Genomic DNA, 24,934 nt, shown 5'->3' with positions numbered 1-24,934 from the left:
GGAGGCTGTGGGGGCGTGAGTTCTGCGCCCTGGGCTGAAGCGAGGCCCGCCGGGCGGGCAACAGGAGGGGATGCGCGTGCAAGACGGTACGAGGCGGGGAGAGGACCTGAACGCGGCCTGGAAGGGGCTCCAGGAGGAAAGGATCGACCACCGCTTCAAGGGGTTGCCGCCCGATGCCGAGGGGCTGACGGTGGTGGAACTTGCCCGGCAGCGGCGCGAGCTGTTTGGTGGGGGTTTCAGTACGCCGGTGCTCGCGCTGTCCGCGGAGGCGCTGGAACACAATCTGACCGCGTTGGAGCGGTACACCGGCCGGCATGGGCTGGCGTTCGCGCCGCATGGCAAGACGTCAATGGCTCCGCAGCTGTTCGCCCGTCAGCTGACACGCGGTGCGTGGGGCATCACGGCCGCCACCGTCGCCCAGGCCCGCGTCTGCCACGCGTTCGGCGTGCGCCGGGTGTTTCTGGCCAACGAGCTGGTGGACGCGGCGGCCCTGCGGTGGGTGGCCGCCGCGCTGGCCGCCGACCCCGGTTTCCGCCTCGTCTGCTACGCCGACTCGGTACGCGGCGTGGCGCTGATGGACGCGGCGCTGGCCGGTGCGTCCCGCCCGGTGGAGGTGTGCGTCGAGCTGGGTGCCGGGCCGGGGTCGCGCACCGGGGCCCGGTCGCAGGAGGAGTGTGTCGCGGTGGCACGGGCGGTGGCGGCGTCCCCGGTGCTGCGGCTCGCCGGGGTCGCGGGCTACGAGGCCGACATGCCCGAGCCGTCCACGGAGCGGGTGACGGCGTGGACGCACCGCCTCACCTCACTGGCCGAGGCCCTGGATGAGGCGGGCCTGTTCGCCGGGCTGGAGGAGGTGATCGTCAGCGCGGGCGGCAGCGCGTGGTTCGACGCGGTCACCGGCGTCCTGGAGGAGTTCGGCCAGCCGCTGTCGGCGTCGGCGCTGAAGCTGCTGCGCTCCGGGGCGTACGTCTCCCACGACGACGTGCAGTACGCGCGGCTCACGCCGTTCAACCGGGTGCCGGACGAGGGTGGGCTGCGCGCGGCCTTCACCCTGTGGGCGCAGGTCGTCTCCCGGCCCGAGCCCGGGCAGGCGTTCCTCAACGCGGGCAAGCGGGACGCCCCGCAGGACCTGCACCTGCCGGTGCCGAAGCTGATCCGCTCGCTCGACACCGGCGCGGTACGCCCCGCCGACGGGCTCGCGGTGACACGTTTGTCCGATCAGCACGCGTGGCTGTCCGTCGCGGACGGCGCGGAGCTGGCCGTCGGGGACTGGGTGGGCCTGGGGCTTTCCCACCCCTGCGCGGTCTTCGACCGCTGGCAGCTCATCCCCCTCGCCGAGCCGGACGGCACGGTGACGGACTACATCCGCACGTTCTTCTGACGAGGCGGGCTTCTGACGGCCTTGGGCGGCGCGGGCTTGGGCGAGGCGGGGCTTCTGCCCCCAGCGGGCACGGGTGGCCCCGGCCCGGTGGGCGGAGGGATCACCCGTGCTGGTACGCCACCAGCGAGATGCCGACGTAGTGGACGACGAACGCGGCCAGCGTGAACGAGTGGAACACCTCATGGAAGCCGAACCAGCGCGGTGAGGGGTTCGGCCGTTTGATGCCGTAGATGACCCCGCCCGCGCTGTAGAGCAGGCCGCCGACGATCACCAGGACCAGCACCGCGATGCCGCCGGTGCGCAGGAAGTCGGGGAGGAAGAACACCGCGGCCCACCCCATGGCGAGGTAGCACGGGGTGTACAGCCAGCGGGGCGCGCCGACCCACAGCACGCGGAACGCGATGCCGAGCGCCGCCGCGGCCCAGATGCCCCACAGCAGCAGGTCGCCTCGGCCATCGTCGAGCAGCAGGATCGTCAGGGGCGTGTAGGTGCCCGCGATGATCAGGAAGATGTTGGCGTGGTCGAGCCGACGCAGCACCGCGCCGACCCGTGGGCTCCAGTCGCCACGGTGGTAGAGCGCGCTGACGCCGAAGAGCAGGCAGGCCGTCAGCGTGTAGACGGCGCAGGCTATGCGGCCCCGGGTGGAGTCGGCGAGCGCGGTGAGGAAGATGCCGGAGGCGAGCACGGCGGGGAACATCCCGGCGTGCAGCCAGCCGCGCAGGCGGGGTTTGATCGGCGGCGGCGCGGCGGGCGGCGACTCGCTGCCGGGTCCGAGGTCCGCGGGTGGTCCGACGGGCGGCGGACCGGCGACCGACCCGTCCGCGCCCGCACTTGACGGCGCCGGAGCCGGAGCCGTCCTCCCCGAGCGGGGCTCCCCCGAGCCCGTCACCCCCGGGGCGGCCTGAGCCGGAGCAGCCTCAGCCGACGCGGAGGCGGCCGGAGCGGAGGCGGACCCGGTGGTGGCTGGAGTCGGCGCGGGACGCGCCCGGGGCACCGACGCCGAACGGGACGGCGCGTCAGCGTCGGCCGCCCGGCGGGGGGACGGCGCGGGGTCAGGCAACGCGGCGGCAGTCATGCCGATCAGGGTACCTACGACCCCGTAATTGAATCCTCCCCTCCCTGTAGGGGTGGGGATTTCTGGCTCAGGCTGCCTGCGGGAGCGGCGCTCCCGCAGGTCTTGCGCCCTCGGCACCAGCCGGGTTGAGACCAGCCCGGACCAGCATCACCCGCGCGGAGTTCTTGTCCCTGGGCGAGACAGCTCCGCACGCGGTGCAGGTGTAGGTACGTTCGGACAGCGGGAGTGCGTGCTTGGTTCTCGCTCCGCACGATCCGCAGTCCATCGTGGTGTGCGCGGGATGCACCAGACACACATCCCGCCCGTGCCTGCGGCCCATCTCAATCAGGGCCGTCTTCGTGGCGGCGATCGCCGCGTCAGCGGCCTTGCGCGCCAAAGTGGACTTCGCCAGGAACCTGGGCCGGAAGTCCTCCACCGCGATCGCGTCATGATCCCGGACCACGGACTTAGCCCACTTGCGGCCGGTGTCCTGCCGCTGCCGCACGGCCTTCTTGTGCACCTTCGCAGCCTGCCGCCGCGCCCGCCGGTAGCCCCTCGACGCGGCCTGCCCCCGCGCGGGCTTACGGCGGGCCATCATCCGCTGATAGCGAGCCAGACGCCGCGCAACGTTCTTGCCATACTGCGGGTGGGGAAGATCGTGAGCGTCGGAAGTGGTGGTAGCGATCTCCTTCACCCCCCAGTCCACCCCCAGCACCCGCCCCGTGGACGGGAGCGGCTGGGACTCGGTGGCCAGGACGAACGAGGCGTACCAGTGCCCCAGACTGTCCTGGTACACCCGCACACTGCTCGGGTCGGCCGGCAGAGCGCGGGACCACACCACCGTCAGCACGATGCCGCCCGCGAGGTGCAGGCGGCCGTCTTTGAGCCGGAAGCCGCGCCGGGTGTAGTTCAGCGTGGGCAGCGCCGCCCGCTTGCGCTTGATCCGGGGCATCCCCGCCCGCCGCCCACGCGGCAGCTTCGCCTGGATGTCCTTGACAGCCCTGGCGCGGGAGGCGGCGAAGTCACGGATGGTCTGCTGCTGCGGCACCGAAGCCCCCGCCCGCAGCCACCCCATCACCCCACGAGCCCCCGTCAGCATCCGATCCAACCGCGCCGGGCCGCACGTCCTTGTCTCGTCTGCCGCCTGGTTCGCGGCGTGAACCCGGCGGGAAACGGCCACACACTCATTCCACACCCACCGACAGCGCGCCCACTCCGCCAGCAGACCCGCGCGGGCAGCCGACGACACCCGCAGCCGGTAGGTATACCGGGCATGCCCACCACCCCGCCCGGCCCCCACTGTCGTCCTCATGGTCGGGAAGCTAACAGCCGCCATTGACAACGGAAGACAGGCAAGAACCTATGCGAAGAGAACCCCGCCACTTCGCGGCCCCGGGCCACAGACCCATTCCTCCCCGCCCCGAAGGGACAGGGCATCCGGGGAGAAGACAGGTGAAGGAGGGGGGTTTATCACCCTGCTCTGCGGTGTACTCCGTGCTACCTATGGAGTGGCGATGCTCACCTGTTGGCCCCCTGGACACATAAGAGCGGTGGCGACATGATCAGATGAGCGTGGCCGACACCGGATGAGCATCGCCGCAGCGTCCGGGTCGCAGCCCCCACGGGGCCGCAGCACAGAGCAGCACAAAGCCGCTGGCCGGAGCGCTCCGACCAGCGGCCACACACCCTCACCCTCATCATCCTGGAGCGATTGTGGCGCGCAGTACTGCGGCTCCCACCCAAGCCCCCACCCAGCACCGCGAACTGGTTGCCTGGGTTGACGAGATCGCTGCCCTCACCCAGCCCGACCGCGTCGTGTGGTGCGACGGGTCGGAGGCCGAGTACGAGCGCCTGTGCGAGGAGCTCGTCGAGAAGGGCACCTTCACCAAGCTCGACCCGGTCAAGCGCCCCCACTCCTACTACGCCGCCTCCGACCCGCGCGACGTCGCCCGGGTGGAGTCCCGCACGTTCATTTGCTCCGCCCAGGAAGAGGACGCGGGGCCGACGAACAACTGGAAAGACCCGGCCGAGATGCGCGCGATCTTCGCCGGCGAGCAGGGCATCTTCCGTGGCTCGATGCGCGGCCGCACGATGTACGTCGTCCCGTTCTGCATGGGCCCGCTGGGCTCGCCGCTGTCGGCGCTCGGTGTGGAGATCACCGACTCGGCCTACGTCGCCGTCTCCATGCGCACGATGACCCGCATGGGCCAGGCCGTGCTGGACGAGCTGGGCACGGACGGCTTCTTCGTGAAGGCCGTACACACCCTCGGCGCCCCGCTCGCCGAGGGGGAGGCAGACGTGCCGTGGCCGTGCAACGACGAGAAGTGGATCTCCCACTTCCCCGAGGACCGCGAGATCTGGTCCTTCGGCTCCGGCTACGGCGGCAACGCGCTGCTGGGCAAGAAGTGCTACGCGCTGCGCATCGCCTCCGTCATGGCGCGTGACGAGGGCTGGCTGGCCGAGCACATGCTGGTGCTGAAGCTGACGCCGCCGAAGGGTGCGGCCAAGTACATCGCCGCCGCCTTCCCCTCCGCCTGCGGCAAGACCAACCTGGCCATGCTGGAGCCGACCATTCCGGGCTGGACGGTCGAGACCATCGGCGACGACATCGCCTGGATGCGCTTCGGCGACGACGGCCGTCTGTACGCCATCAACCCCGAGGCCGGGTTCTTCGGCGTCGCGCCCGGCACCGGTGAGCACACCAACGCCAACGCGATGAAGACGCTGTGGGGCAACACCGTCTTCACCAACGTCGCCCTCACCGACGACAACGACGTGTGGTGGGAGGGCATGACCGAGGAGCAGCCCGCCCACCTCACCGACTGGAAGGGCAACGACTGGACGCCGGATTCCGGCACTCCGGCCGCCCACCCCAACGCCCGCTTCGCCGTCCCGGCCGCCCAGTGTCCGACCATCGCCCCGGAGTGGGAGGACCCCAAGGGGGTGCCGATCTCCGCGATCCTGTTCGGTGGCCGCCGCGCCTCGGCCGTCCCGCTGGTGACCGAGTCGCGCGACTGGCAGCACGGCGTTTTCCTCGGCGCCAACGTGGCCTCGGAGAAGACGGCGGCGGCCGAGGGCGCGGTCGGCGAGCTGCGCCGCGACCCGTTCGCCATGCTGCCCTTCTGCGGCTACAACATGGGCGACTACATGGCCCACTGGATCAAGGTCGGCCAGAACGCTCCGGACCCGGCGAAGCTGCCGAAGATCTACTACGTCAACTGGTTCCGCAAGAACGACAAGGGCGCGTTCGTCTGGCCCGGGTTCGGCGAGAACAGCCGCGTGCTGAAGTGGATCGTCGGTCGGCTGAACGGTGAGGCCGAGGGCGTGGAGACGCCGATCGGCACCGTGCCGGCGAAGTCCGCGCTCGACACCGACGGGCTGGACCTGTCCGAGGCCGACCTGGAGTTCCTCCTCACGGTGGACCAGGACGTCTGGCGTGAGGAGGCCGCGTTGGTCCCCGAGCACCTGAACACCTTCGGTGACCACACGCCGAAGGAGCTGTGGGACGAGTACCGCACGCTGGTGGCCCGCCTGGGCTGACCGGAGCACACCGCAGGGGCCGGACGCGTGCGGGCGTCTGGCCCCTGCGGTGCGGCCCTGCGGTGGGCGGGCCGTCCGAATCGCCGTCGCGGACTCGCCGTCGCGTGCGGGCCGTCCGGCGTCTGCCGTCGCGTGGCTCCTACAGCCCCAGCGCGGCGGCGTGGGCGTCCATCCGGGCGGCGGCCAGCGCCTCGCCCGCCGCGTCCTCGCGGGCCGTAGCGACCACCAGCGCGTTGCCCGCCAGGGTGTGCGCCCGCCGGTGCAGGGCCTCCACCCGCTCGGCGCCCGCCGAGCGCGCGCTCGGTTCAGCCCGCAGCGGCTCGGCGCCCCGCAGCCGCGCGATCTGCGCGACCAGCCCGTCAGCCGCCGCGTCCAGCTCCGGGCTGGCGGTGAGCACGCGCAGCTCGTCGGTGACGGTCAGCAGGGCGGTGAGATGCCCGGCGAGCCGGATGTCCAGCTCCTCTTCGCGGGAGCGGTGCGGGTAGGGATCGGCGCCGTCCTCGGCCAGGGAGTGGACCGACTTGCTCCGGATCGGTTCGTACATGGAGGGGCCTCCTGGCGGGTTCAGAAGACCATCCTAACTCTAGACTCTGTCTAAAGTTGTAGCCGATGCAGAATGCAGCTGGCTCAGGGCTGGGTGTAGCCGTCCAGGAAGGTGCCGATGCGCTGCACGGCGTCCGCGAGCTGCCGCGCCGGGGGCAGCGTCACGACGCGGAAGTGGTCCGGCTCCGGCCAGTTGAAGCCCGATCCGTGCACGATCATGATCTTCTCCGACCGCAGCAGATCGAGGACCAGCTGCCGATCGTCCTTGATCTTGTAGACGTTCGGGTCGAGCCGGGGGAACGCGTACAGCGCGCCCTTGGGCTTCACGCACGTCACGCCCGGGATCTGGGTGAGCAGGTCGTAGGCGACATCGCGCTGCTCGCGCAGCCGCCCGCCCGGCAGTACCAGGTCATTGATCGACTGGCGTCCGCCCAGCGCCGTCGCCACCGCGTACTGCGCGGGCATGTTGGCGCACAGCCGCATGTTGGCCAGGATCGTCAGGCCCTCGATGTAGTTCTGCGCGTGCGCCTTCGGCCCGCACACCGCCAGCCAGCCGCTGCGGTACCCGGCGACCCGGTACGCCTTGGACAGGCCGTTGAAGGTGAGCGTCAGCAGGTCGGGGGCGACGGCGGCCGTCGGGTGGTGCACGGCGCCGTCGTAGAGGATCTTGTCGTAGATCTCGTCCGAGCAGACGACGAGCTGGTGCCGACGCGCGATGTCGGTCAGCGCGCGCACCATCTCCACGTCGTAGACGGCGCCCGTCGGGTTGTTCGGGTTGATGATCACCAGCGCCTTGGTGCGGTCGGTGATCTTGCGCTCGATGTCGGCGAGGTCGGGCATCCAGTCCGACTGCTCGTCACACCGGTAGTGCACGGCCGTCCCGCCGGACAGGGACACCGAGGCCGACCACAGCGGGTAGTCCGGCGCCGGGACGAGCACCTCGTCGCCGTCGTCGAGCAGCGCCTGCATGGACATCTGGATCAGCTCGGAGACGCCGTTGCCCAGGTAGACGTCCTCCACCGAGAGCTGGATGCCCAGCGTCTGGTAGTGCTGCATCACGGCCCGGCGGGCGGCCAGCAGGCCCTTCGCGTCGCCGTAGCCGTGCGCGGTGCCGACGTTGCGGAGCATGTCTTCCAGGATCTCCGGCGGGCACTCGAAACCGAACGCCGCCGGGTTACCCGTGTTGAGCTTGAGGATGCGGTGACCTGCCGCCTCCAGCCGCATCGCCTCCTCGAGCACCGGACCCCGGATCTCGTAGCAGACGTTGGCGAGCTTCGTGGACTGGATCACCTGCATGCCCGCCACGATACGGGTGCCGCCGCCGGGACGTCCTGTGGTTTTCCCCACGGTGGGCGGCCGCCCACCTCCCGCCGGACGGTGCCGCGCCCTTCCGCTGGGCGGTGCGCAGCGCCCGCCGCCCAGCGGTGCCGCGCCCGGCCGCCGGGCGGTGACCAGCCCGGCCGACGGGCGGACGCGGGCCGTCACTGGCGCAGCTGCGCGGCGAGCGATTCCGGGTCGGCCGTGGGGGCCGTGCAGGTGAAGTGGCGGCAGACGTACGCCGCCGGACGCCCGTCCAGCAGCCCGCGTCCAGCCAGCAACGCGGGCTCCGGCGCACCCGGGGCGCCCAGGGCCACCGCCGCGCCCGGAGCGGCGGCCAGCAGCGCGGTGCGGTGCAGCTCCGCCGTGCCCGGATCACCCTCGGGCCCGACGACGGCCACCTCGCGCGGCCCGTCCAGCGCTGCCTCCGCGACGGCCAGGCCCCAGCCGATGAACCGCGGCGCCCGCGCGCCCAGGGCCCCCACCACGCCCAGCGCCCGCTCCGCCGCCTCCCGGTACCGCGCGCCGCCGGTGTACGCCGCGTGGGTGAGCAGCGCACCGGCGGCCGACGTCCACCCGGAGGGGGTCGCCCCGTCCGTCGGGTCCTGGGGACGCCGGATGAGGCGTTCCGCGTCGTCGGCGGTGTCGAAGAGCGTGCCGTCGGGCGCGGTGAAGCGGTCGAGCACGGTGTCCAGGAGCAGCCCGGCCAGGTCCAGCCACGCGGTGTCACCGGTGACGGCGTACAGGCTGTGGAAGCCCTCGGCGCAGCTCGCGTAGTCCTCCAGCACGCCGGTGCTGGAGGAGGCGGTGCCGTCGCGCGAGGTGCGGGCCAGCCGCAGCTGACCGCCCCGGTGCTCGGTGTGGACGGCGACGAGCAGGTCACCGGCCGCGGCGGCGGCGTTCACCAGGTCGGGGCGGCCGAAGTAGGCGCCGGTCTCGGCGAGCGCGGCGATGGCCAGCCCGTTCCAGGCGGCCACCACCTTGTCGTCCCGGCCGGGCCGGGGCCGCCCCTCCCGCGCCGCGAGCAGCCGTTCCCGCACGGAGGCGATACGCCCGGCGTCCACTGGCCCCTCCCCCACGTCCGGGAGCTGGAGCACCGACGCGCCCTCCTCGAAGGTGCCCTGTGGCGTGACGCCGTAGTAGCGCATCGCCAGCTCGGCGTCCTCCTCGCCCAGCACGGCGCGCAGCTCGCCCGGCGTCCACACGTAGTAGGCGCCCTCGCGGTGGCGGCCGGTGCCGTCGTCGCTGTCGGCGTCCAGCGCGGAGGCGAACCCGCCCTGCCCGGTGCGCAGTTCGCGTACCAGGAAGTCGGCGATCTCCAGCGCGACGCGCCGGGCCAGCCCGGAGCCCGTGGCCCGCCACAGGTGTGCGTACACGCGGCACAGCAGCGCGTTGTCGTACAGCATTTTCTCGAAGTGCGGCACCACCCACTCGGCGTCCACGGCGTACCGGGCGAAGCCGCCGCCGAGCTGGTCGTAGATGCCACCGCGCGCCATCGCCTCACACGTCGCCTGCACCATCTGCAGCGCACCCTCGGCTCCGGTGCGGGCGTAATGCCGCAACAGGAACTCCAGCACCATCGACGGCGGGAACTTGGGCGCGCCCCCGAAGCCGCCCCGCACCGCGTCGAAGTCCCGCGTCAGCCCGAGCAGCGCGTCCGCCAGCTCCGCTTCGCCGGGCCGGTGCGGCTCGGTGCCCTCGGCGTACGCGATCGTCCGCCCGGCCAGCTCCCCGGCGACCCGCGCGGCCACCGCGTCCACCTCTCCGCGCCGCTCCTCCCACGCCCCGTGCACGCCTTCCAGCACCTGGCGGAAGCCCGGCATCCCGGCGCGCGGCGCGGGCGGGAAGTAGGTGCCGAAGTAGAACGGCTCCCCGGCGGGCGTCAGGAACACCGTCATCGGCCACCCGCCCTGCCCGGTGGCCGCCTGCACGGCTTCCATGTACACCGCGTCAACGTCGGGCCGCTCCTCGCGGTCCACCTTGACGGCCACGAAGTGCGCGTTGAGGTAGGCAGCCGTCCCCTCGTCCGCAAACGACTCGTGCGCCATCACATGGCACCAGTGGCACGAGCTGTAGCCGACGCTGAGCAGGACCGGGACGTCGCGGCGCCTCGCCTCCTCGAACGCGTCGTCCGTCCACGGCCACCAGTGCACCGGGTTGTCGGCGTGCTGGAGCAGGTAGGGAGAGGTTTCGCTGCCGAGTCGGTTGGCCATGCCCCCATCCTGCCGGACGCACCAGCACGTGCGGCGCACGTGCGTCCCGGCGGCAGGCGTGAGGGGGCGGGTGGTGGTGCCACGTCGTCGAGGCCGCCCCACAGCTGGCCCGCGCGAGGGTAGGTCGCGCGGGCCAGCGGGCGTCTGGGGCGGGAGGTGCCGGACGGTTACTCCGCCTTGATGGCCGTCAGCATGTTGAGGCGGGCGGCGCGGCGGGCGGGCCACAGGGCGGCGAGGACGCCGACGAGGGCGGCCAGGGCGAGGAAGAGGCCCATGCGGCCCCAGGGCAGGACCAACTCGTACGTGGACAGCGAGCCGCTGATCATCTCACCGGCGGCCCAGCCGAAGAAGACACCGAGGCCCAGACCCAGCACGCCGCCGAAGAGGGCGATGATGACGGACTCCAGGCGCACCATGCGCTTGACCGCGCGGCGGTCCAGGCCGATGGCGCGCAGCATGCCGATCTCCTGGGAGCGTTCGAACACCGACATGGCCAGCGTGTTGATGACGCCGAGGACCGCGACGATGACGGCCATGGCCAGCAGGCCGTAGAGCATGTTGAGCATCAGGGTGAACATGCTGGCGATCTCCTCGGAGATGTCCTCCTTGTCCTGCACCAGCAGGGCCGGGTTGTTGCCCAGGTCGGCCGCCAGCGCGGACTGGGCGGCGTCGCTCGGGCCGCCCTCGGTCGCGACCAGTACCTGGAGGGACTCGACCCGGTCCAGGTGCGGGTCGAGCGTGCCGGTGTCGAGCATGATCCCGCGGATCATCTCGTTGCCCTCGTAGACGCCGGTGACGGTCAGCTCGCCGCGCTCGCCGTCGGCGTAGGTCACGGGGAAGGTGGTGCCGGGCTTCCAGCCGTGCGCCTCGGCGATCTCGTCATCGACGAGGGCGGCGTCGCCACGCAGGTTCGCGGCGGAGCCAGCGGTGAAGTCCAGGTCGGTGAGCTGGCCGAAGTCGGCGCCGTTGACACCGGTGAGGAGCTCGGTGGCACCGTCCACCTCGGCGGGTGAGGTGCGCAGCGGGCTGAGGGCGGTGACGCGCTCGTTCTCGGCCAGGGTCTGCTCCACCTCGGGGGCGAGCGGGGTGAAGTTGGCCATCGAGATGGTGTAGTCGGACTTCAGGGACGCGGAGGCCATCTCCTCGATGCCCTTCTGCGCGCTGCCCGCGACGACGGTCATGCCGGTGATCAGCGTCAGTCCGATCATCAGCGCGGACGCGGTGGCGGCGGTGCGGCGCGGGTTGCGCACCGCGTTGAGGCGGGCGAGCTTGCCGGAGACGCCGAACACGCGCAGCAGCGGCCCCACGGCGGCGATCAGCGGCCGGGACAGCAACGGCGTCAGCACGAAGACGCCGATGATCATCAGCATGCCGCCGAGGCCCATGGGGAACTTGGCGGCCTGGGCGTCCATGCCGGTGCCGAGGAACACCAGCGCCGCGCCCGAGGCGACGAGCAGCGAGCCGATGACGTTGCGCACGACCAGGCCGCGGGTGGTGGGGGTGGCGTGGACGCTGCTCATGGCCGCGACCGGCGGAATCTTCGCCGCCCGGCGGGCGGGCAGCCAGGCGGCCAGCACGGTGACCACGACGCCGACCGCCAGCGAGGCGAGGACGGCGGTGGGCGTGACCTGGAGCGGGCCGTCCGGCAGCACGGCGCCGGTGGCGGTCAGCAGCGAACGCAGCCCGGCGGCGATGCCGATGCCCGCGAGCAGCCCGGTGATCCCGGCGGTGACGCCGACGACGACGGCCTCGACAAGTACCGAACGCGTCACCTGGCGGCGGCTGGCGCCCACCGCGCGCAGCAGCGCCAGTTCCCTGGTGCGCTGGGCGACGAGCATGGTGAAGGTGTTGGCGATGATGAACACGCCCACGAACAGGGCGATTCCGGCGAAGACCAGCAGACCGGTCTGCATGCCGCTCATGCCTCGCTCGATCTCCCTGGTCTGCTCGTCGGCCAGCTGCTGCCCGGTGACGGCCTCGGCGGTGTCCGGCAGGATCTCGGTGACCTCCCGCTCCAGCTGTGCCTGCGAGGTGCCGTCCGTGGCGGACAGGGCGATCTCGGTGAACTCGCCGGGCGCGGCGAACAGCTGCTGCGCGGTGGCGGTGTCGAAGAGCACGAGCGTGCCGCCCGCGGCGACGTTGCCGTCGTCGGTGGTGAAGATTCCGGTGATCGTCTCCTCGCGCACCGGTCCGTTGACCGAGACGCGGGCGGTGTCGCCGACCTCGTAGCCGGTGCGCTCGGCGGTCTTGGCGTCGATCGCTATCTGCCCGGCCCGCTGCGGCGCCTCGCCGCTGCTCATCGGGTAGCGGGAGTCATCGCCGTCGGCCCCGGCGTAGTAGTTGGCGCCGAGCGTGGACCAGCCGTCGCCGACGAGCTTGCCGTCCCGGCCGGCGAGCGCGGTGAAGCCGGAGACGGTGCCGGTAGCGGAATCCACGCCGGGCAGCGCGGCCGCCTCGTCCAGCAGCCGCTGGCTCAGCGCGGGTGCGTCACCGGGTGTCTGCGAGCCGGAGTGGTCCGGCTGGACGGCGACATCGACGTGTTCGAACCCCTTCTCGGCACTCTTGTGGTAGGCGCTGGAGACGGTGTCGGTGAAGACCAGGGTGCCGGAGACGAAGGCGACGCCGAGCAGCACGGCGAGCGTGGTCATCAGCAACCGGGCCTTGTGCGCGAGCACGTTGCGCACGGCGGTACGGAACATGGGTGGGCTTCCTGCGGTGGAGGGCGGGCGGTAGGCGGGCGCACCCAGCGGGCGCGCGGATGGCGCCGGGCTGGCGGACGCACCGGGTTCGTGGGCGAGGACGCGCCGGGCTCGCGGACGACGCGGGCGCGAGGACGACGCGGGCGCGCGGGTGGCGCCGGGGTGCTGGCGGCACCGGCGGGCGCTGGGCGTCAGCTGGTGCGGCCCTTGGCGTCGAAGCCCTTCATCCGCTCCAGCACCTTCTCAGCCGTGGGCGCGGCCATGTCATCGACGATGCGGCCGTCGGCGAGGAAGACGACGCGGTCGGCGTAGGAGGCGGCGACGGGGTCGTGCGTCACGATGACGACGGTCTGGTTCAGCTCCCGAACGGAGTTGCGCAGGAAGCCCAGCACCTCGGCGCCGGAGCGGGAGTCAAGGTTGCCGGTGGGCTCATCACCGAAGATGATCTCGGGCTGGGAGGCGAGGGCGCGGGCGACGGCCACGCGCTGCTGCTGCCCGCCGGACAGTTCGCTGGGGCGGTGCTTGAGGCGTCCGGACAGGCCGACGGTCTCCACCACCCGGTCCAGCCAGACCTGGTCGGCCTTGCGCCCGGCGATGTCCAGCGGAAGGGTGATGTTCTCCAGCGCGTTGAGGGTGGGCAGCAGGTTGAACGCCTGGAAGATGAAGCCGATCTTGTCGCGGCGCAGCTGGGTGAGCTTCTTCTCCTTGAGCGTGGTCAGCTCGGTGTCGCCGATGCGGGCGGAGCCGCCGCTGACGGAGTCCAGCCCGGCCATGCAGTGCATCAGGGTGGACTTGCCGGAGCCGGAGGGGCCCATGATGGCGGTGAACTCGCCCTTGCGGAAGTCGACGGAGACCTGGTCGAGGGCGACCACCTGGGTCTCTCCGGCACCGTAGACCTTGGTCAGGCCGGTGGCGCTGGCGGCGGCGACTCCCGCCGGGGCGGTCACGGGGCCGGGGTGGGTGCTGGTGGTCACGGGAAGGGGCTCCTGTCGGACGCGGACAAGCGGTCCATTCCATCGTCGGCCCCGGATCACCGGCGCGACTCCCTCCCACTACCCGTCTTGGGGCAGCCTTCCGGGGTAGGCGGCGGAGCCCGCCGTCCACCCTGGGTATGACCGCGTCCCCGACCCGCCCCTGAGCGGTGAGCCTGCGGGAAACCTGTGGGAAAGGGGCGCGGCGCCTGGGGGCGACTTTGCGACATTCCTGTCCCTCCGGCATATGCGGGGAGCGCCGACGCGGCACGGGCGTCGGCCCTGACACGCGATCAATCGCCAATAAAATAAGACAACATCGTTCACTCAACGCGACCCTGGATGCACAGATCCGGTTACCCTCGACCCGCACCTTGGGAACGGGCCGGACGTCGCCAGCCGCGGCGCGACCGGCGTGGGAGCCGGTGCCCGGATGGTGGAATGCAGACACGACGAGCTTAAACCTCGTTGGCCTCGTGGGGGCCGTGCCGGTTCGAGTCCGGCTCCGGGCACTACCGGCGCGCCCAGCGCTCCGCTTCCGGCGACGGCCGGGCGCGGGGGTCACGCCCCGGCTGCCCGCCCCGGGGACAAGGGGCATCCGGGGCGCGCGTACCCGGCCGCCTGGGGTTCAGGCGGCGGTGGTCCAGGTGGCTGTGGCGCCCGTGGGCGGGGTGGTCGCCTGCGCCCACAGGGACAGCAGGCGTACGTACTCCTCGGCCCGGCGGCTGTCGGCGGGCTGTTCCATCAGGTGCCGGATCGCGGCGTTCACGTCGTCTGCCGGGGCGGGACGGGCCGGGCCGTCGCCAGGCCGGGAAGGCGGGGTCATGCACCACACAGTAGGGCCGAGCACTGACAACCGCCGAATCCGACGTGGCGTCAGCGCGCGGCCTGACGTGACGCGTTGCCTGCCCGCAGCGCTCAGCGGCGGTCGGCGGGGTCGGAGGACGCGGGCGGGGCGGCCGCGTCGGCGGTGGGCGGGGTGGGGTCCTCGGCGGGGAGACGGCGACGTCGGCGGTGGCGCAGCAGGGCCCAGGGGCCGCGGGCGGCGGCGACCTCGGTGCCGCCCTCGGAGGCGGCGCGGGCGGCCGCGTGCGCGACCGGGAGCAGGCCCTCGCGGCGGGCGGCGTCCGGGCGCTCGACGTCCTCCGGCCACAGCCCGAGCGCCCCGCACACCGTGGGCAGGACGGCCATCGCCGCCGTCGCATAGCCCTCGGCGGAGGGGTGGTAGTGGTCGGGGCCGAACAGCTCGCGCGGGTTCGCGGCGAACTCCGGGCCCAGCAGGTCGCCCAGGGAGACGGTGCGGCCGCCGTGCTCGACGACGGCGATCGTCTGCGCGGCGGCGAGCTGACGGCTCAGCCGCCGCGCCAGCCAGCGCAGCGGCTGGCCCATGGGCTCGATCGTGCCCAGGTCCGGGCAGGTGCCGACGACGACCTCGCTGCCCGCCAGGCACAGCCGCGTCACCGCCTCCGCGAGCTGCCGCACCGAGCGGCTGAGCGGCACGCGCTCGGTGACGTCGTTGGCGCCGATCATGATCACGCACACGTCGGGTGCCTGGTCGGGCTGCTCCAGCAGCAGTGTCACCTGGCGGTCCAGGTCGTCGGAGCAGGCGCCGGACAGCGCCACGTTGCGCAGTCGCACCGGCCGTTCCGCGACGGCGGCGAGCCCGGCGGCCACCAGCGCGCCGGGGGTCTGCCGCGCGCGGTGCACGCCGAGGCCCGCCGCGGTGGAGTCGCCCAGGAACGCCAGCCGCAGCGGGGGCCCGTCGCGGTGCGCGAACGTCGTCCCGTAGCGGCCGTCCGCGCGCGGCGGCAGCTCCTCCGAGGTGCCGATCCGGCGCCGCGTCAGCTGCGCCTCGGCCGCCATCAGCCCGATCGTCGCGCCGCTGAGCAGCCCGATTCCGCCGCCGCCGTATGCTGCGGCCGCCGCGATGCGCCGCGCCACACTCGCTCTCGACATCCGACGCCCGCCTTCCGTCTCACCCGGTCGCCCCGTCGTCCCGACGCTCCGTCGTCAGTGGCCCGTGGCCCGTGGCCCACTGTGCGCCCGTCTGCCTGCTGCCCATGGTGCGCCCGGCCTGCCGTGTGCGAGCCCTATCAGGGTGTTGCCCAGCGTGGTGGTGCGTGCAACACTCCGCGACGGCCCCGGTCAGCCGTGTCGCGGCATAGGCTGCTGTTTCGGGACCGCGACCGCGGCCACCCCTTCTGACGCGGAGACCACAGTGCAGTATCACGAGTCGATGATCGAGCTTGTCGGCAACACCCCGCTGGTCAAGCTGAACAACGTCACCTCGCCGTCCGGGGCCACCGTCCTGGCCAAGGTGGAGTACTTCAACCCCGGCGGCTCGGTCAAGGACCGCATCGCCGTGCGGATGATCGAGGCCGCCGAGCGCTCCGGCGAGCTGAAGCCGGGCGGGGTGATCGTGGAGCCGACCTCGGGCAACACCGGCGTTGGGCTGGCGATCGTCGCGCAGCAGAAGGGGTACCGCTGCGTGTTCGTGTGCCCGGACAAGGTGTCCACGGACAAGATCAATGTCCTGCGGGCTTACGGGGCCGAGGTCGTCGTCTGCCCCACGGCCGTCGCGCCCGAGCACCCGGACTCTTACTACAACGTCTCCGACCGCCTCGTCCGGGAGACGCCGGGCGCCTGGAAGCCCGACCAGTACAGCAACGTCAACAACCCGCGCTCGCACTACGAGACGACCGGTCCCGAACTGTGGGAACAGACCGGGGGGCGCGTCACGCACTTCGTCACCGGGATCGGCACCGGCGGCACGATCTCCGGTACCGGGCGGTACCTGAAGGAGGTCTCCGACGGTCGCGTTCAGATCATCGGTGCCGACCCGGAGGGTTCGGTGTACTCCGGCGGCTCCGGACGCCCCTACCTGGTGGAGGGCGTCGGCGAGGACTTCTGGCCCAGCGCCTACGACCAGAACATCACCGACGAGATCATCGCCGTCTCCGACAAGGACTCCTTTCAGATGACGCGCCGCCTGGCCAAGGAGGAGGGTCTGCTGGTGGGCGGCTCCTGCGGCATGGCCGTCGTCGCGGCACTGGAGGTGGCCGAGCGGCTGACGCCTGAGGACGTCGTCGTCGTCCTGCTGCCGGACAGCGGGCGCGGCTACCTGTCGAAGATCTTCAACGACGACTGGATGGCCGACTACGGCTTCCTGGAGGAGGGCGAGCCCGCCACCACGCGCGTCGGGGACGTGCTGCGGCACAAGGAGGGCGCGATGCCCTCGCTGGTGCACATGCACCCCGAGGAGACCGTGGGCGACGCGATCGAGGTGCTGCGCGAGTACGGCGTCTCCCAGATGCCGATCGTCAAGCCCGGCGCCGGACACCCAGACGTGATGGCCGCGGAAGTCGTGGGCTCGGTGGTCGAACGCGAGCTGCTGAACGCGCTGTTCACCCAGGCCGCAGTGCTGGGTGACCCGCTGGAGAAGCACATGAGCGCCCCGCTGCCGCAGGTCGGCTCCGGCGAGCCCGTGGGCGACCTGATGGCCGTGCTGGAGGGCGCGGACGCGGCGATCGTCCTGGTGGACGGCAAGCCCACCGGCGTCGTCAGCCGCCAGGACCTCCTGGCCTTCCTGGCCCAGGGCGCGCAAGGCGCCTGAGCAGACCCGGCCGTGCGGCTGACAGACGCGTCGGCTGACGGTCACGGGCCCGCAAAGGCGGGTTAACACGCGACCGGCAGGGTGGAGCCCGTCGGCGGGACGGCTCCGGAGCGGCTCCCGGAGCGGTCGGCGCCGGACGCGGGTCCGCGTTGCCCGGACCACGCCGGACGCGGGGACCGCCGTCGTCCCGCCCCTGGTGCACGCCACCGGGGTGCGGCGGTCCCCGCGTGCGGACCCGGCCGCAGTGACCGCGGCTGCGCGGCTCACGGCGCGGGGGGCGCCACCCGCAGGTGTCGCGGGTGTGCTGGCAGAGCTGGGGTTACCTCCCCGCGTGCGGGGGTGCATAGAGTTATGCGGAGTCGTTGGCTGCTGAATGTGGTGGAGGAGAGCGGGTGGACGCCATGGGCGGGGCGGTGGCGCGGTTGCAGGAGCTGTTCGAGGGGCACCGGCTCACGCCCACGCAGCGCCGCATCGCGCACTGCCTGGTGCGGCGGGCCGGTGACGCGCCGTTCCTGTCCAGCGTGGAGCTGGCCGAACTGGCGGGCGTCAGCCAGCCGTCGGTGACCCGGTTCGCCGTCGCCCTGGGGTTCGACGGCTACCCGGCGCTGCGCCGCCACCTGCGCGAAGCGCCCGGAAAGGAGGCTGAGGCCGACGACGCCGAGCACACCGCCAACGAGTACCAGCAGGCGGTGGCCGCCGAGATCGACAACCTGCGCCTGCTGGCCGCGCGGCTCGCGGACCCGGCCCCCGTCACGGCCGCCGCCCGGGTGCTGGCGGCATCCCGCCCGCTGCCGGTGCTGGGACTGCGCGCCGCCTCCGCCCAGGCACGCGGCTTCGCCTACTTCGCCGCCAAGGTGCACCCCGATGTGCGGCTGCTGGACGAGGGCGGCTCGCTGCTCACCGACCGCATCGACGCCGCCGCCCACGCCGGTGCGAGCGCGCTGCTGTGCTTCTCCCTGCCCCGGCATCCGCGCGAGGTCCTCGACGCGCTGGATCTCGCGCGCGGCGCTGGGCTGCGCGTCGTCACGGTGGCCGACAGCGCCTACGCGCCCGTCGCGCACTTTGAGGACATCCTGCTGCCCGCCGCCGTCGGCACCGGGCTCGTCTTCGATACGGCCTGCGCGCCGATGCTGCTGGGGCGGGTGCTGCTGGAGGCCATGTGCGACGAACTGCCGGGCGCGCAGGCCCGCCTGGAGGAGTTCGACTCCCGGGCCGCCGAACGCGGTCTGTTCCTGCCGTGAGGCGCGGATTCGGCGCTGTCAGGGCAGCGCGCGGGCGGCGGCCCTGACCCGGGCCACGGCCTCGCCCACCTGGCGCTCGGTGCCATGCGCGCGCAGCGCCTCGGCAAGGTCGTGGCCGGTGACGGCGAGCTGGTCCCCGACGGCGAACAGCCCCGCGTCCGGCAGCTCGCGCGGCGGACGCCCCGGTTCCTCCAGGCGCTGGGCCGCTTCGGCTAGCTCGCGGGCCAGGGCGAGCGCGGTGGCGGCGGCGCCCCGGCGCAGCGTGCTCTGGGGTAGCGCGCGCAGCCGGTCGGCCAGCGCCTCAACAGCGGTTACCAGGGGCGTCACATCGGGCACGCCGTTAGCCTATGCGCCGCTGGGAGGCGGTCAGTGACGTGGCAGGGCCTGTTGCCAAGGGGCGCGCGCTCGGGCACGGTGTCGGGAAGGACTCAGCGAAAGCGTCCGGAGGCGCCGATGTCCCATGTCTTCTCCGACGAGACCCATCAGAACATGCTCTCCCGCATCCCCGAGTGCACCGGCCGCGAGATCGGTGACTGGCTGCGGACCGTCGATGACGGCCCGTCGTTCTTCCGCTTCGAGGACAAAGTGAACTGGCTCCGGGGCGAGCACAACCTCGCCTACGGCCATGCGAAGGCCATCATCCACGAGCACGACATCCGCCGCGGGCGCGCTGCGCGCAAGCACTAGTCCATCCCGCCGCACGGCGCAAAAGCGAACAGGCGCCCTCCCCACGGATGGAGGGCGCCTGTTCGCCGGTCACGAGTGTCGCTGGTTACGACGCGCGGGCCTTCTGGCGTACGACGTCGTCGGCCTCGGCGGCGGGCGGCATCGGAGCGGGGCGGGCGGCCTCGTAGAACTCCTCGCGGGGGTTCTCCATGGCGCCGAGGGAGACGACCTCGCGCTTGAGGAACATGCCCAGCGTCCAGTCGGCGAAGACGCGGACCTTGCGGTTCCACGTCGGCACGGCCAGGCCGTGGTACGTGCGGTGCATGTACCAGGCGAGGCGGCCACGGAGCCTGATCTTCAGCTTCTTGCCCAGGACGATCATGGCGACGCCCTTGTGCAGGCCGAGACCGGCGACCGCGCCCTTGTTGGCGTGCTGGTAGTCCGCCTGCGGGAAGCCGCGCATGCCGGAGATGACGTTGTCGCCGAGCACCTTGGCCTGGCGCAGCGCGTGCTGCGCGTTCGGCGGGCACCAGGCGTTCTCGACGCCGGCGGCGCGGGCGGCCAGGTCCGGGATCTGGGCGTTGTCGCCAGCGGCCCAGATGTAGTCGGTGCCGCTGACCTGGAGCGTCGGCTGGGTGTCCACGTGGCCGCGCGGGCCGAGCGGCAGGCCGAACCGGCTCAGGGCCGGGTTGGGCTTGACGCCGGCGGTCCACACGATCGTGCTGGAGTCCACCTCCAGGCCGTTGTTGAGCACCACGTGGCCGTCCACGCAGGAGTCCATGCCGGTCTTGAGGTAGACCTCGACACCGCGCTTTTGCAGGTGTTCACGCCCCCACGTGCCCAGCTCCGGGCCGACCTCGGGAAGGATCTTGTCGGCGACGTCCACGAGGATGAAGCGCATGTCCTCGCGGCTGATGGTCGGGTAGTACGCGGCGGCGTCGCGCGCCAGGTCCTCGATCTCGCCGACGGTTTCCGCACCGGCGAACCCGCCGCCGACGAACACGAAGGTCAGCGCCTTGCGGCGGACGGCCTCGTCGGTGGTGGAGTCGGCCTTGTCGAGCTGCTCCAGCACGTGGTTGCGCAGCCCGATGGCCTCCTCGACGCCCTTCATGCCGATGCCCTGGTCCGCCAGACCGGGGATGGGGAAGGTGCGGGAGACGGCGCCGAGCGCGATGACCAGGTAGTCGAAGGGCAGCTCGTAGGACTCCCCGACCAGCGGGGTGACGGTGGCCACCTTGCGGTCCTGGTCGATGGTGGAGACGCGGCCGGTGAGGACCTCCGCCTTGGGGAGAACGCGGCGCAGCGGCACCACGACGTGTCGGGGGGAGATGGACCCGGCGGCCGCTTCGGGGAGGAAGGGCTGGTACGTCATGTAGGAGCGCGGGTCCACGACGGTCACGGTCGCCTCGCCGTACCGCATCTTCTTCAGTATGCGGCGCGCTGCGTACAGACCGACGTACCCACCACCTACGACGAGGATTCGAGGACGCTCCGTGGTGCTCATGCCATCGAGTATCCAGCACCCGAACGAGGGGTGCTCGTGAGCCCCTTCACAAGGTCTGCCATCACCTCTGCTACACTCCCCCGCCCCGTGACCGGCACCACACCGCAGGTGGGGAGCCGTCCGGCCGCGCTCTACCCGGGCCACCCCGTGTGAGCTGGGAGCTTCCCCGGCGACGCGATGCCCCGGACGCGTCGCCCCGTCGCTCCCCTGGCTTCCACACGACCCATCCGCACCTTGCCTTCCAAAGCGTTTCGGCGCTCCGGAGGTTCAAAGAACCGGAAAATCGGGCCGTCAGGCAGCGTTTCTCTTGTGAAGAACTTCACGAAGTTTCCTCGCGGGACGCCCGGAAGCGGCCCCGCCGACCGGACGCGGCAGGCACCAAACGGCCCTGCGCGACAGGAAAGCGCGACGGATCGCACCCGGGGCACGCGGCGGCACCCCCACCCGGCAGGACGCGCCCCGGAGTGCCGCACCACACTCGGCACGCACCGGGCGACACCCCAGCCCAGCACACCCCTCCGACACAACATCTGGGCCTCACGCCATGATCCGCCACTAGATGTATGCTCATCCCGCTGTCGCAGCAGGGGAATCCGGTGTGAGTCCGGAGCTGTCCCGCAACGGTGTGCGCGGCGCGCCTCGGCGTGCCCGCGCGAGCCCGAGTACCTGTCGGCGGCGTCGTACGCGTCCGGGCCTCGCGGAGTGGGCCGGTGGACGGGAACGCCGGCATGCCCTGCCGCAGCCGGACCCGCGTTCGCCTGCCGCCTTCCCCGGGGCCGAAACCGACCGAGGGGAAGCACCTACGTGACCATCGCACCCGCCGAGCCCGCAGCGGCCCTGCTGCTGCGCGAGCTCACCGAGGCGAGCGCCGACCTGCCCGCGACCGAGCCCGGCCGGGTGGCCGCCGCCGCGCTGCGCGGCCGGCACCCCGGCTCCGACGAGGCGGCGTTGCGCGCCCTGGCCGTCGAGGCGGCGGCCGGGCTGATCGGCGAGGAGCCGCAGTACGCCCGCCTCGCCGCCCGCCTGCTGGTGCGCGCGGTGCGCGAGGAGGCCGCCGGGCAGGGCGCGGTGTCGTTCGCGGCCTCCGTCGCGCTCGGCCACCGGGAGGGCCTGATCGCCGACCGCACGGCCGCCTTCGTCGCCGCCCATGCCGACGCGCTCGACGCGCTGGTGGAGCGCGCGGAAGGTGCGGGCGCCGACGACCGGTTCGAGTACTTCGGCCTGCGCACCGTCTACAGCCGCTACCTGCTGCGCCACCCGCGGACCCGGCAGGTGATCGAGACGCCGCAGCACTTCTGGCTGCGCGTCGCCTGCGGTCTGGCGGCCGACGCCAGCGAGGCGGCACTCGGCGAGGTGGCGGAGCTGTACCGGCTCACGAGCACCCTGGCCTACCTGCCGTCCTCGCCCACCCTGTTCAACTCCGGGACCCGGCACCCGCAGATGTCGTCCTGCTACCTGCTGGACTCCCCGCGCGACGAGCTGGACTCGATCTACGAGCGCTACCACCAGGTGGCGCGGTTGTCCAAGCACGCGGGCGGCATCGGCATCGCCTACTCACGCATCCGCGCCCGGGGTTCGCTGATCCGGGGCACCAACGGGCACTCCGGCGGCATCGTGCCGTTCCTGCGCACGCTGGACGCCTCGGTGGCCGCCGTCAACCAGGGCGGACGGCGCAAGGGCGCGGCCTGCGTCTACCTGGAGACCTGGCATGCCGACATCGAGGAGTTCCTCGAACTGCGCGACAACACCGGCGAGGAAGCGCGCCGTACCCACAACCTGAACCTGGCGCACTGGATTCCGGACGAGTTCATGCGCCGCGTCGAGGCGGACGCCCCGTGGTCGCTGTTCTCCCCCGCTGACGTGCCCGAGCTGCCCGACCTGTGGGGCGCACCGTTCGACGCCGCCTACCGGGCGGCCGAGGCGGCGGGCCTGGCCCAGCGCACCGTGCCCGCCCGCCAGCTGTACGCCCGCATGATGCGCACCCTCGCGCAGACCGGAAACGGCTGGATGACGTTCAAGGACGCCGCCAACCGCACCGCCAACCAGACCGCCGAGCCCGGCCACGTCATCCACTCCTCCAACCTGTGCACGGAGATCCTGGAGGTCACCGAGGACGGCGAGACCGCCGTGTGCAACCTCGGCTCCGTCAACCTGGCCGCGCACCTGACCGACGAGGGCGAGCTGGACTGGGAACGGCTGGACGCCACCGTCCGCACCGCCGTCACCTTCCTGGACCGGGTGGTGGACGTGAACTACTACCCCACCGAGCAGGCGGGCCGCTCCAACGCCCGCTGGCGCCCGGTCGGCCTGGGGCTGATGGGCCTGCAGGACGTGTTCTTCCGGCTGCGCCTGCCCTTCGCCTCCGAGGCGGCCCGCACGCTGTCCACGCGGATCTCCGAACGCGTCATGCTCGCCGCCTACGAGACGTCCGCCGAGCTGGCCGAGCGGCACGGTCCGCTCCCGGCCTGGTCCGCCACCCGCGCCGCGCGCGGCGTACTGCACCCCGACCACTATCCCGGCGCCGCCCCCGCGTGGCCCGAGCGCTGGGCCGCGCTGCGCGAGCGGATCGCCCGCACCGGCATGCGCAACGCGCTGCTGCTCGCCATCGCGCCGACGGCGACGATCGCCTCCATCGCCGGGGTCTTCGAGTGCGTCGAGCCGCAGGTGTCCAACCTGTTCAAGCGCGAGACGCTGAGCGGGGAGTTCCTTCAGGTCAACGCCTACCTCGTGGCCGACCTCAAGCGGCTCGGCCAGTGGCACGAGCAGACCCGGCAGGCGTTGCGCGAGGCGAACGGCTCCGTACAGGAGCTGCCCGGGCTGCCGCCGGAGGTGCGCGAGCTGTACCGCACCGCGTGGGAGATCCCGCAGCGCGCGCTGATCGACCTGGCCGCCGACCGCACGCCCTACCTGGACCAGGGCCAGTCGCTGAACCTGTTCCTGGCCGCCCCCACCATCGGCAAGCTCAGCTCGATGTACGCCTACGCGTGGAAGCGCGGCCTGAAGACGACGTACTACCTGCGCTCGCGCCCCGCGACGCGCATCGCCGCCGCCGCGCGCGGCGCGGCCGTACCGAGGCAGCCGGTCACCCCCGAGGACGCCGCCGCCTGCTCCCTGGAGAACCCCGAATCCTGCGAGGCCTGCCAATGACCGCCCCCACCGCTCCCGAGTCCGCCGCCACGCGGCCCGCCCAGCACCTGCTCGACCCGGGCTTCGAGCTGACCCTGCGCCCGATGCGCTACCCGGAGTTCTACGACCGCTACCGCGACGCGATCAAGAACACCTGGACGGTCGAAGAGGTGGACCTGCACTCCGACGTCGCCGACCTCGCCCAGCTCTCCCCCGGCGAGCAGCACCTCATCGGCCGTCTCGTCGCCTTCTTCGCCACCGGGGACTCGATCGTCGCCAACAACCTCGTCCTGACCCTCTACCGGCACATCAACGCGCCCGAGGCGCGGCTGTACCTGTCCCGGCAGCTGTTCGAGGAGGCCGTGCACGTCCAGTTCTACCTGACCCTGCTGGACACCTACCTGCCCGATCCGGACGAGCGCGCCGAGGCGTTCGCGGCCGTGGAGAACATTCCGTCCATCCGTGAGAAGGCGCGGTTCTGCTTCCGCTGGATGGACTCGGTAGACGACCTCACCACCCTGCGCACCCAGGCCGACCGCCGCCGTTTCCTGCTCAACCTGATCTGCTTCGCCGCCTGCATCGAAGGGCTGTTCTTCTACGGCGCCTTCGCCTACGTCTACTGGTTCCGCTCCCGTGGCCTGCTGCACGGCCTGGCCACCGGCACCAACTGGGTGTTCCGCGACGAGAGCTGCCACATGGACTTCGCGTTCCACGTCGTGGACACCGTGCGGGCGGAGGAGCCGGAGCTGTTCGACGCCGATATGAGCCGCGAGGTGACGGCGATGCTGCGCGAAGCCGTGGAAGCGGAACTGCAGTTCGCGCGCGACCTGTGCGGCGAGGGCCTGCCCGGCATGAACACCGAGTCCATGCGCGCGTACCTGGAGTGCGTCGCCGACCAGCGCCTGACCCGCCTCGGCCTCGACCCCGTGTTCGGCTCGGCCAACCCCTTCCCCTTCCTGGACCTCCAGGACGTCCAGGAACTCACCAACTTCTTCGAACGCCGCCCCTCCGCCTACCAGGTCGCCGTAGAGGGCACCGTCTCCTTCGACGACGACTTCTAACGCCTCCG

18 protein-coding genes, 1 tRNA gene and 1 riboswitch are annotated in these 24,934 nt (G+C 72.2%); of the genes, 8 read left to right on the top strand and 11 right to left on the bottom strand.

Features of this window, described 5'->3' with window-relative positions:
• Positions 1-70: 70 nt before the first annotated feature.
• Positions 71-1,378: an alanine racemase gene (locus tag JJV70_RS11785; protein WP_219047802.1), complete on the top strand. Its 1,308-nt coding sequence runs from the start codon at positions 71-73 to the stop codon at positions 1,376-1,378.
• Between the two features lie 100 nt (positions 1,379-1,478).
• Here JJV70_RS11785 and JJV70_RS11780 read toward each other — a convergent pair whose 3' ends face one another.
• Both JJV70_RS11780 and JJV70_RS11775 read right to left on the bottom strand, forming a co-directional pair.
• The gene (locus JJV70_RS11780) at positions 1,479-2,111 is read right to left on the bottom strand and encodes a hemolysin III family protein (protein WP_308294792.1); all 633 of its coding nucleotides are present in this window, start codon (positions 2,109-2,111) and stop codon (positions 1,479-1,481) included.
• Between the two features lie 409 nt (positions 2,112-2,520).
• Positions 2,521-3,744, bottom strand: coding sequence for an RNA-guided endonuclease TnpB family protein (locus JJV70_RS11775; protein ID WP_219047801.1), 1,224 nt, complete (start codon positions 3,742-3,744; stop codon positions 2,521-2,523).
• 401 nt (positions 3,745-4,145) lie between these two features.
• On the opposite strand from JJV70_RS11775, the gene JJV70_RS11770 reads away from it, so the two are divergent.
• Positions 4,146-5,972 carry a phosphoenolpyruvate carboxykinase (GTP) gene (locus tag JJV70_RS11770; protein WP_219047800.1) on the top strand — a complete coding sequence of 609 codons (1,827 nt, stop codon included), beginning with the start codon at positions 4,146-4,148 and terminating at the stop codon, positions 5,970-5,972.
• A gap of 139 nt (positions 5,973-6,111) precedes the next feature.
• Here JJV70_RS11770 and JJV70_RS11765 read toward each other — a convergent pair whose 3' ends face one another.
• The 5 genes from JJV70_RS11765 to JJV70_RS11745 form a co-directional block, all read right to left on the bottom strand.
• A complete protein-coding gene (locus JJV70_RS11765; protein WP_219047799.1) occupies positions 6,112-6,516 on the bottom strand; it encodes a hypothetical protein in 405 nt (134 codons plus the stop codon).
• Between the two features lie 83 nt (positions 6,517-6,599).
• On the bottom strand, positions 6,600-7,811 hold the full coding sequence (locus tag JJV70_RS11760) for a pyridoxal phosphate-dependent aminotransferase (RefSeq protein WP_219047798.1): 1,212 nt from the start codon (positions 7,809-7,811) through the stop codon (positions 6,600-6,602).
• Between the two features lie 185 nt (positions 7,812-7,996).
• Positions 7,997-10,045 (bottom strand): thioredoxin domain-containing protein, encoded by a 2,049-nt coding sequence (locus JJV70_RS11755; protein ID WP_219047797.1) that lies wholly within the window; start codon positions 10,043-10,045, stop codon positions 7,997-7,999.
• A gap of 167 nt (positions 10,046-10,212) precedes the next feature.
• A complete protein-coding gene (locus tag JJV70_RS11750) occupies positions 10,213-12,744 on the bottom strand; it encodes an ABC transporter permease (RefSeq protein WP_219047796.1) in 2,532 nt (843 codons plus the stop codon).
• Between the two features lie 191 nt (positions 12,745-12,935).
• Entirely contained in the window at positions 12,936-13,718 is a 783-nt protein-coding gene (locus JJV70_RS11745; protein ID WP_219047795.1) for an ABC transporter ATP-binding protein, read from the bottom strand.
• A 424-nt stretch (positions 13,719-14,142) separates the two neighbouring features.
• Between JJV70_RS11745 and JJV70_RS11740 the strand changes: the two genes are divergently transcribed.
• Positions 14,143-14,227 (top strand) — tRNA-Leu (locus tag JJV70_RS11740).
• A gap of 116 nt (positions 14,228-14,343) precedes the next feature.
• Here JJV70_RS11740 and JJV70_RS11735 read toward each other — a convergent pair.
• Positions 14,344-14,541: a hypothetical protein gene (locus JJV70_RS11735; RefSeq protein ID WP_219047794.1), complete on the bottom strand. Its 198-nt coding sequence runs from the start codon at positions 14,539-14,541 to the stop codon at positions 14,344-14,346.
• Between the two features lie 92 nt (positions 14,542-14,633).
• A complete protein-coding gene (locus JJV70_RS11730; protein WP_219047793.1) occupies positions 14,634-15,671 on the bottom strand; it encodes an SGNH/GDSL hydrolase family protein in 1,038 nt (345 codons plus the stop codon).
• A gap of 262 nt (positions 15,672-15,933) precedes the next feature.
• Here JJV70_RS11730 and JJV70_RS11725 point away from each other — a divergent pair, with 262 nt between their 5' ends.
• Both JJV70_RS11725 and JJV70_RS11720 read left to right on the top strand, forming a co-directional pair.
• Entirely contained in the window at positions 15,934-17,328 is a 1,395-nt protein-coding gene (locus tag JJV70_RS11725) for a cystathionine beta-synthase (RefSeq protein ID WP_219047792.1), read from the top strand.
• 401 nt (positions 17,329-17,729) lie between these two features.
• Entirely contained in the window at positions 17,730-18,569 is an 840-nt protein-coding gene (locus JJV70_RS11720) for a MurR/RpiR family transcriptional regulator (protein ID WP_219047854.1), read from the top strand.
• A gap of 18 nt (positions 18,570-18,587) precedes the next feature.
• On the opposite strand, the gene JJV70_RS11715 is transcribed toward JJV70_RS11720, so the two are convergent.
• Positions 18,588-18,896 (bottom strand): hypothetical protein, encoded by a 309-nt coding sequence (locus JJV70_RS11715; protein ID WP_219047853.1) that lies wholly within the window; start codon positions 18,894-18,896, stop codon positions 18,588-18,590.
• Positions 18,897-19,022: 126 nt separating this feature from the next.
• On the opposite strand from JJV70_RS11715, the gene JJV70_RS11710 reads away from it, so the two are divergent.
• Positions 19,023-19,256: a DUF4287 domain-containing protein gene (locus tag JJV70_RS11710; protein WP_219047791.1), complete on the top strand. Its 234-nt coding sequence runs from the start codon at positions 19,023-19,025 to the stop codon at positions 19,254-19,256.
• Positions 19,257-19,341: 85 nt separating this feature from the next.
• Here JJV70_RS11710 and JJV70_RS11705 read toward each other — a convergent pair whose 3' ends face one another.
• A complete protein-coding gene (locus JJV70_RS11705) occupies positions 19,342-20,739 on the bottom strand; it encodes an NAD(P)/FAD-dependent oxidoreductase (protein WP_219047790.1) in 1,398 nt (465 codons plus the stop codon).
• Between the two features lie 556 nt (positions 20,740-21,295).
• Positions 21,296-21,428: riboswitch (cobalamin riboswitch) on the top strand.
• A 115-nt stretch (positions 21,429-21,543) separates the two neighbouring features.
• On the opposite strand from JJV70_RS11705, the gene JJV70_RS11700 reads away from it, so the two are divergent.
• Together JJV70_RS11700 and JJV70_RS11695 are read left to right on the top strand one after the other, a co-directional pair.
• Entirely contained in the window at positions 21,544-23,886 is a 2,343-nt protein-coding gene (locus JJV70_RS11700; RefSeq protein ID WP_219047789.1) for a ribonucleoside-diphosphate reductase subunit alpha, read from the top strand.
• Positions 23,883-24,926 carry a ribonucleotide-diphosphate reductase subunit beta gene (locus JJV70_RS11695; protein WP_219047788.1) on the top strand — a complete coding sequence of 348 codons (1,044 nt, stop codon included), beginning with the start codon at positions 23,883-23,885 and terminating at the stop codon, positions 24,924-24,926. The genes JJV70_RS11700 and JJV70_RS11695 overlap by 4 nt, the downstream gene beginning before the upstream one ends.
• Positions 24,927-24,934: the final 8 nt, after the last annotated feature.

The organism is Streptomyces sp. JJ66 (assembly GCF_019303495.1).
Lineage (GTDB): Bacteria > Actinomycetota > Actinomycetes > Streptomycetales > Streptomycetaceae > Streptomyces.
This window is presented reverse-complemented; position numbering and strand designations above follow the sequence as displayed.

What these genes read in the sequence shown, in the direction of transcription:
- JJV70_RS11735 (WP_219047794.1), bottom strand. Translation starts at nt 14,541, where the DNA reads ATGACCCCGCCTTCCCGGCCTGGCGACGGCCCGGCCCGTCCCGCCCCG.
- JJV70_RS11765 (WP_219047799.1), bottom strand. Translation starts at nt 6,516, where the DNA reads ATGTACGAACCGATCCGGAGCAAGTCGGTCCACTCCCTGGCCGAGGAC.
- JJV70_RS11695 (WP_219047788.1), top strand. Translation starts at nt 23,883, where the DNA reads ATGACCGCCCCCACCGCTCCCGAGTCCGCCGCCACGCGGCCCGCCCAG.
- JJV70_RS11750 (WP_219047796.1), bottom strand. Translation starts at nt 12,744, where the DNA reads ATGTTCCGTACCGCCGTGCGCAACGTGCTCGCGCACAAGGCCCGGTTG.
- JJV70_RS11760 (WP_219047798.1), bottom strand. Translation starts at nt 7,811, where the DNA reads ATGCAGGTGATCCAGTCCACGAAGCTCGCCAACGTCTGCTACGAGATC.
- JJV70_RS11785 (WP_219047802.1), top strand. Translation starts at nt 71, where the DNA reads ATGCGCGTGCAAGACGGTACGAGGCGGGGAGAGGACCTGAACGCGGCC.
- JJV70_RS11755 (WP_219047797.1), bottom strand. Translation starts at nt 10,045, where the DNA reads ATGGCCAACCGACTCGGCAGCGAAACCTCTCCCTACCTGCTCCAGCAC.
- JJV70_RS11775 (WP_219047801.1), bottom strand. Translation starts at nt 3,744, where the DNA reads ATGAGGACGACAGTGGGGGCCGGGCGGGGTGGTGGGCATGCCCGGTAT.
- JJV70_RS11710 (WP_219047791.1), top strand. Translation starts at nt 19,023, where the DNA reads ATGTCCCATGTCTTCTCCGACGAGACCCATCAGAACATGCTCTCCCGC.
- JJV70_RS11705 (WP_219047790.1), bottom strand. Translation starts at nt 20,739, where the DNA reads ATGAGCACCACGGAGCGTCCTCGAATCCTCGTCGTAGGTGGTGGGTAC.
- JJV70_RS11720 (WP_219047854.1), top strand. Translation starts at nt 17,730, where the DNA reads ATGGGCGGGGCGGTGGCGCGGTTGCAGGAGCTGTTCGAGGGGCACCGG.
- JJV70_RS11730 (WP_219047793.1), bottom strand. Translation starts at nt 15,671, where the DNA reads ATGTCGAGAGCGAGTGTGGCGCGGCGCATCGCGGCGGCCGCAGCATAC.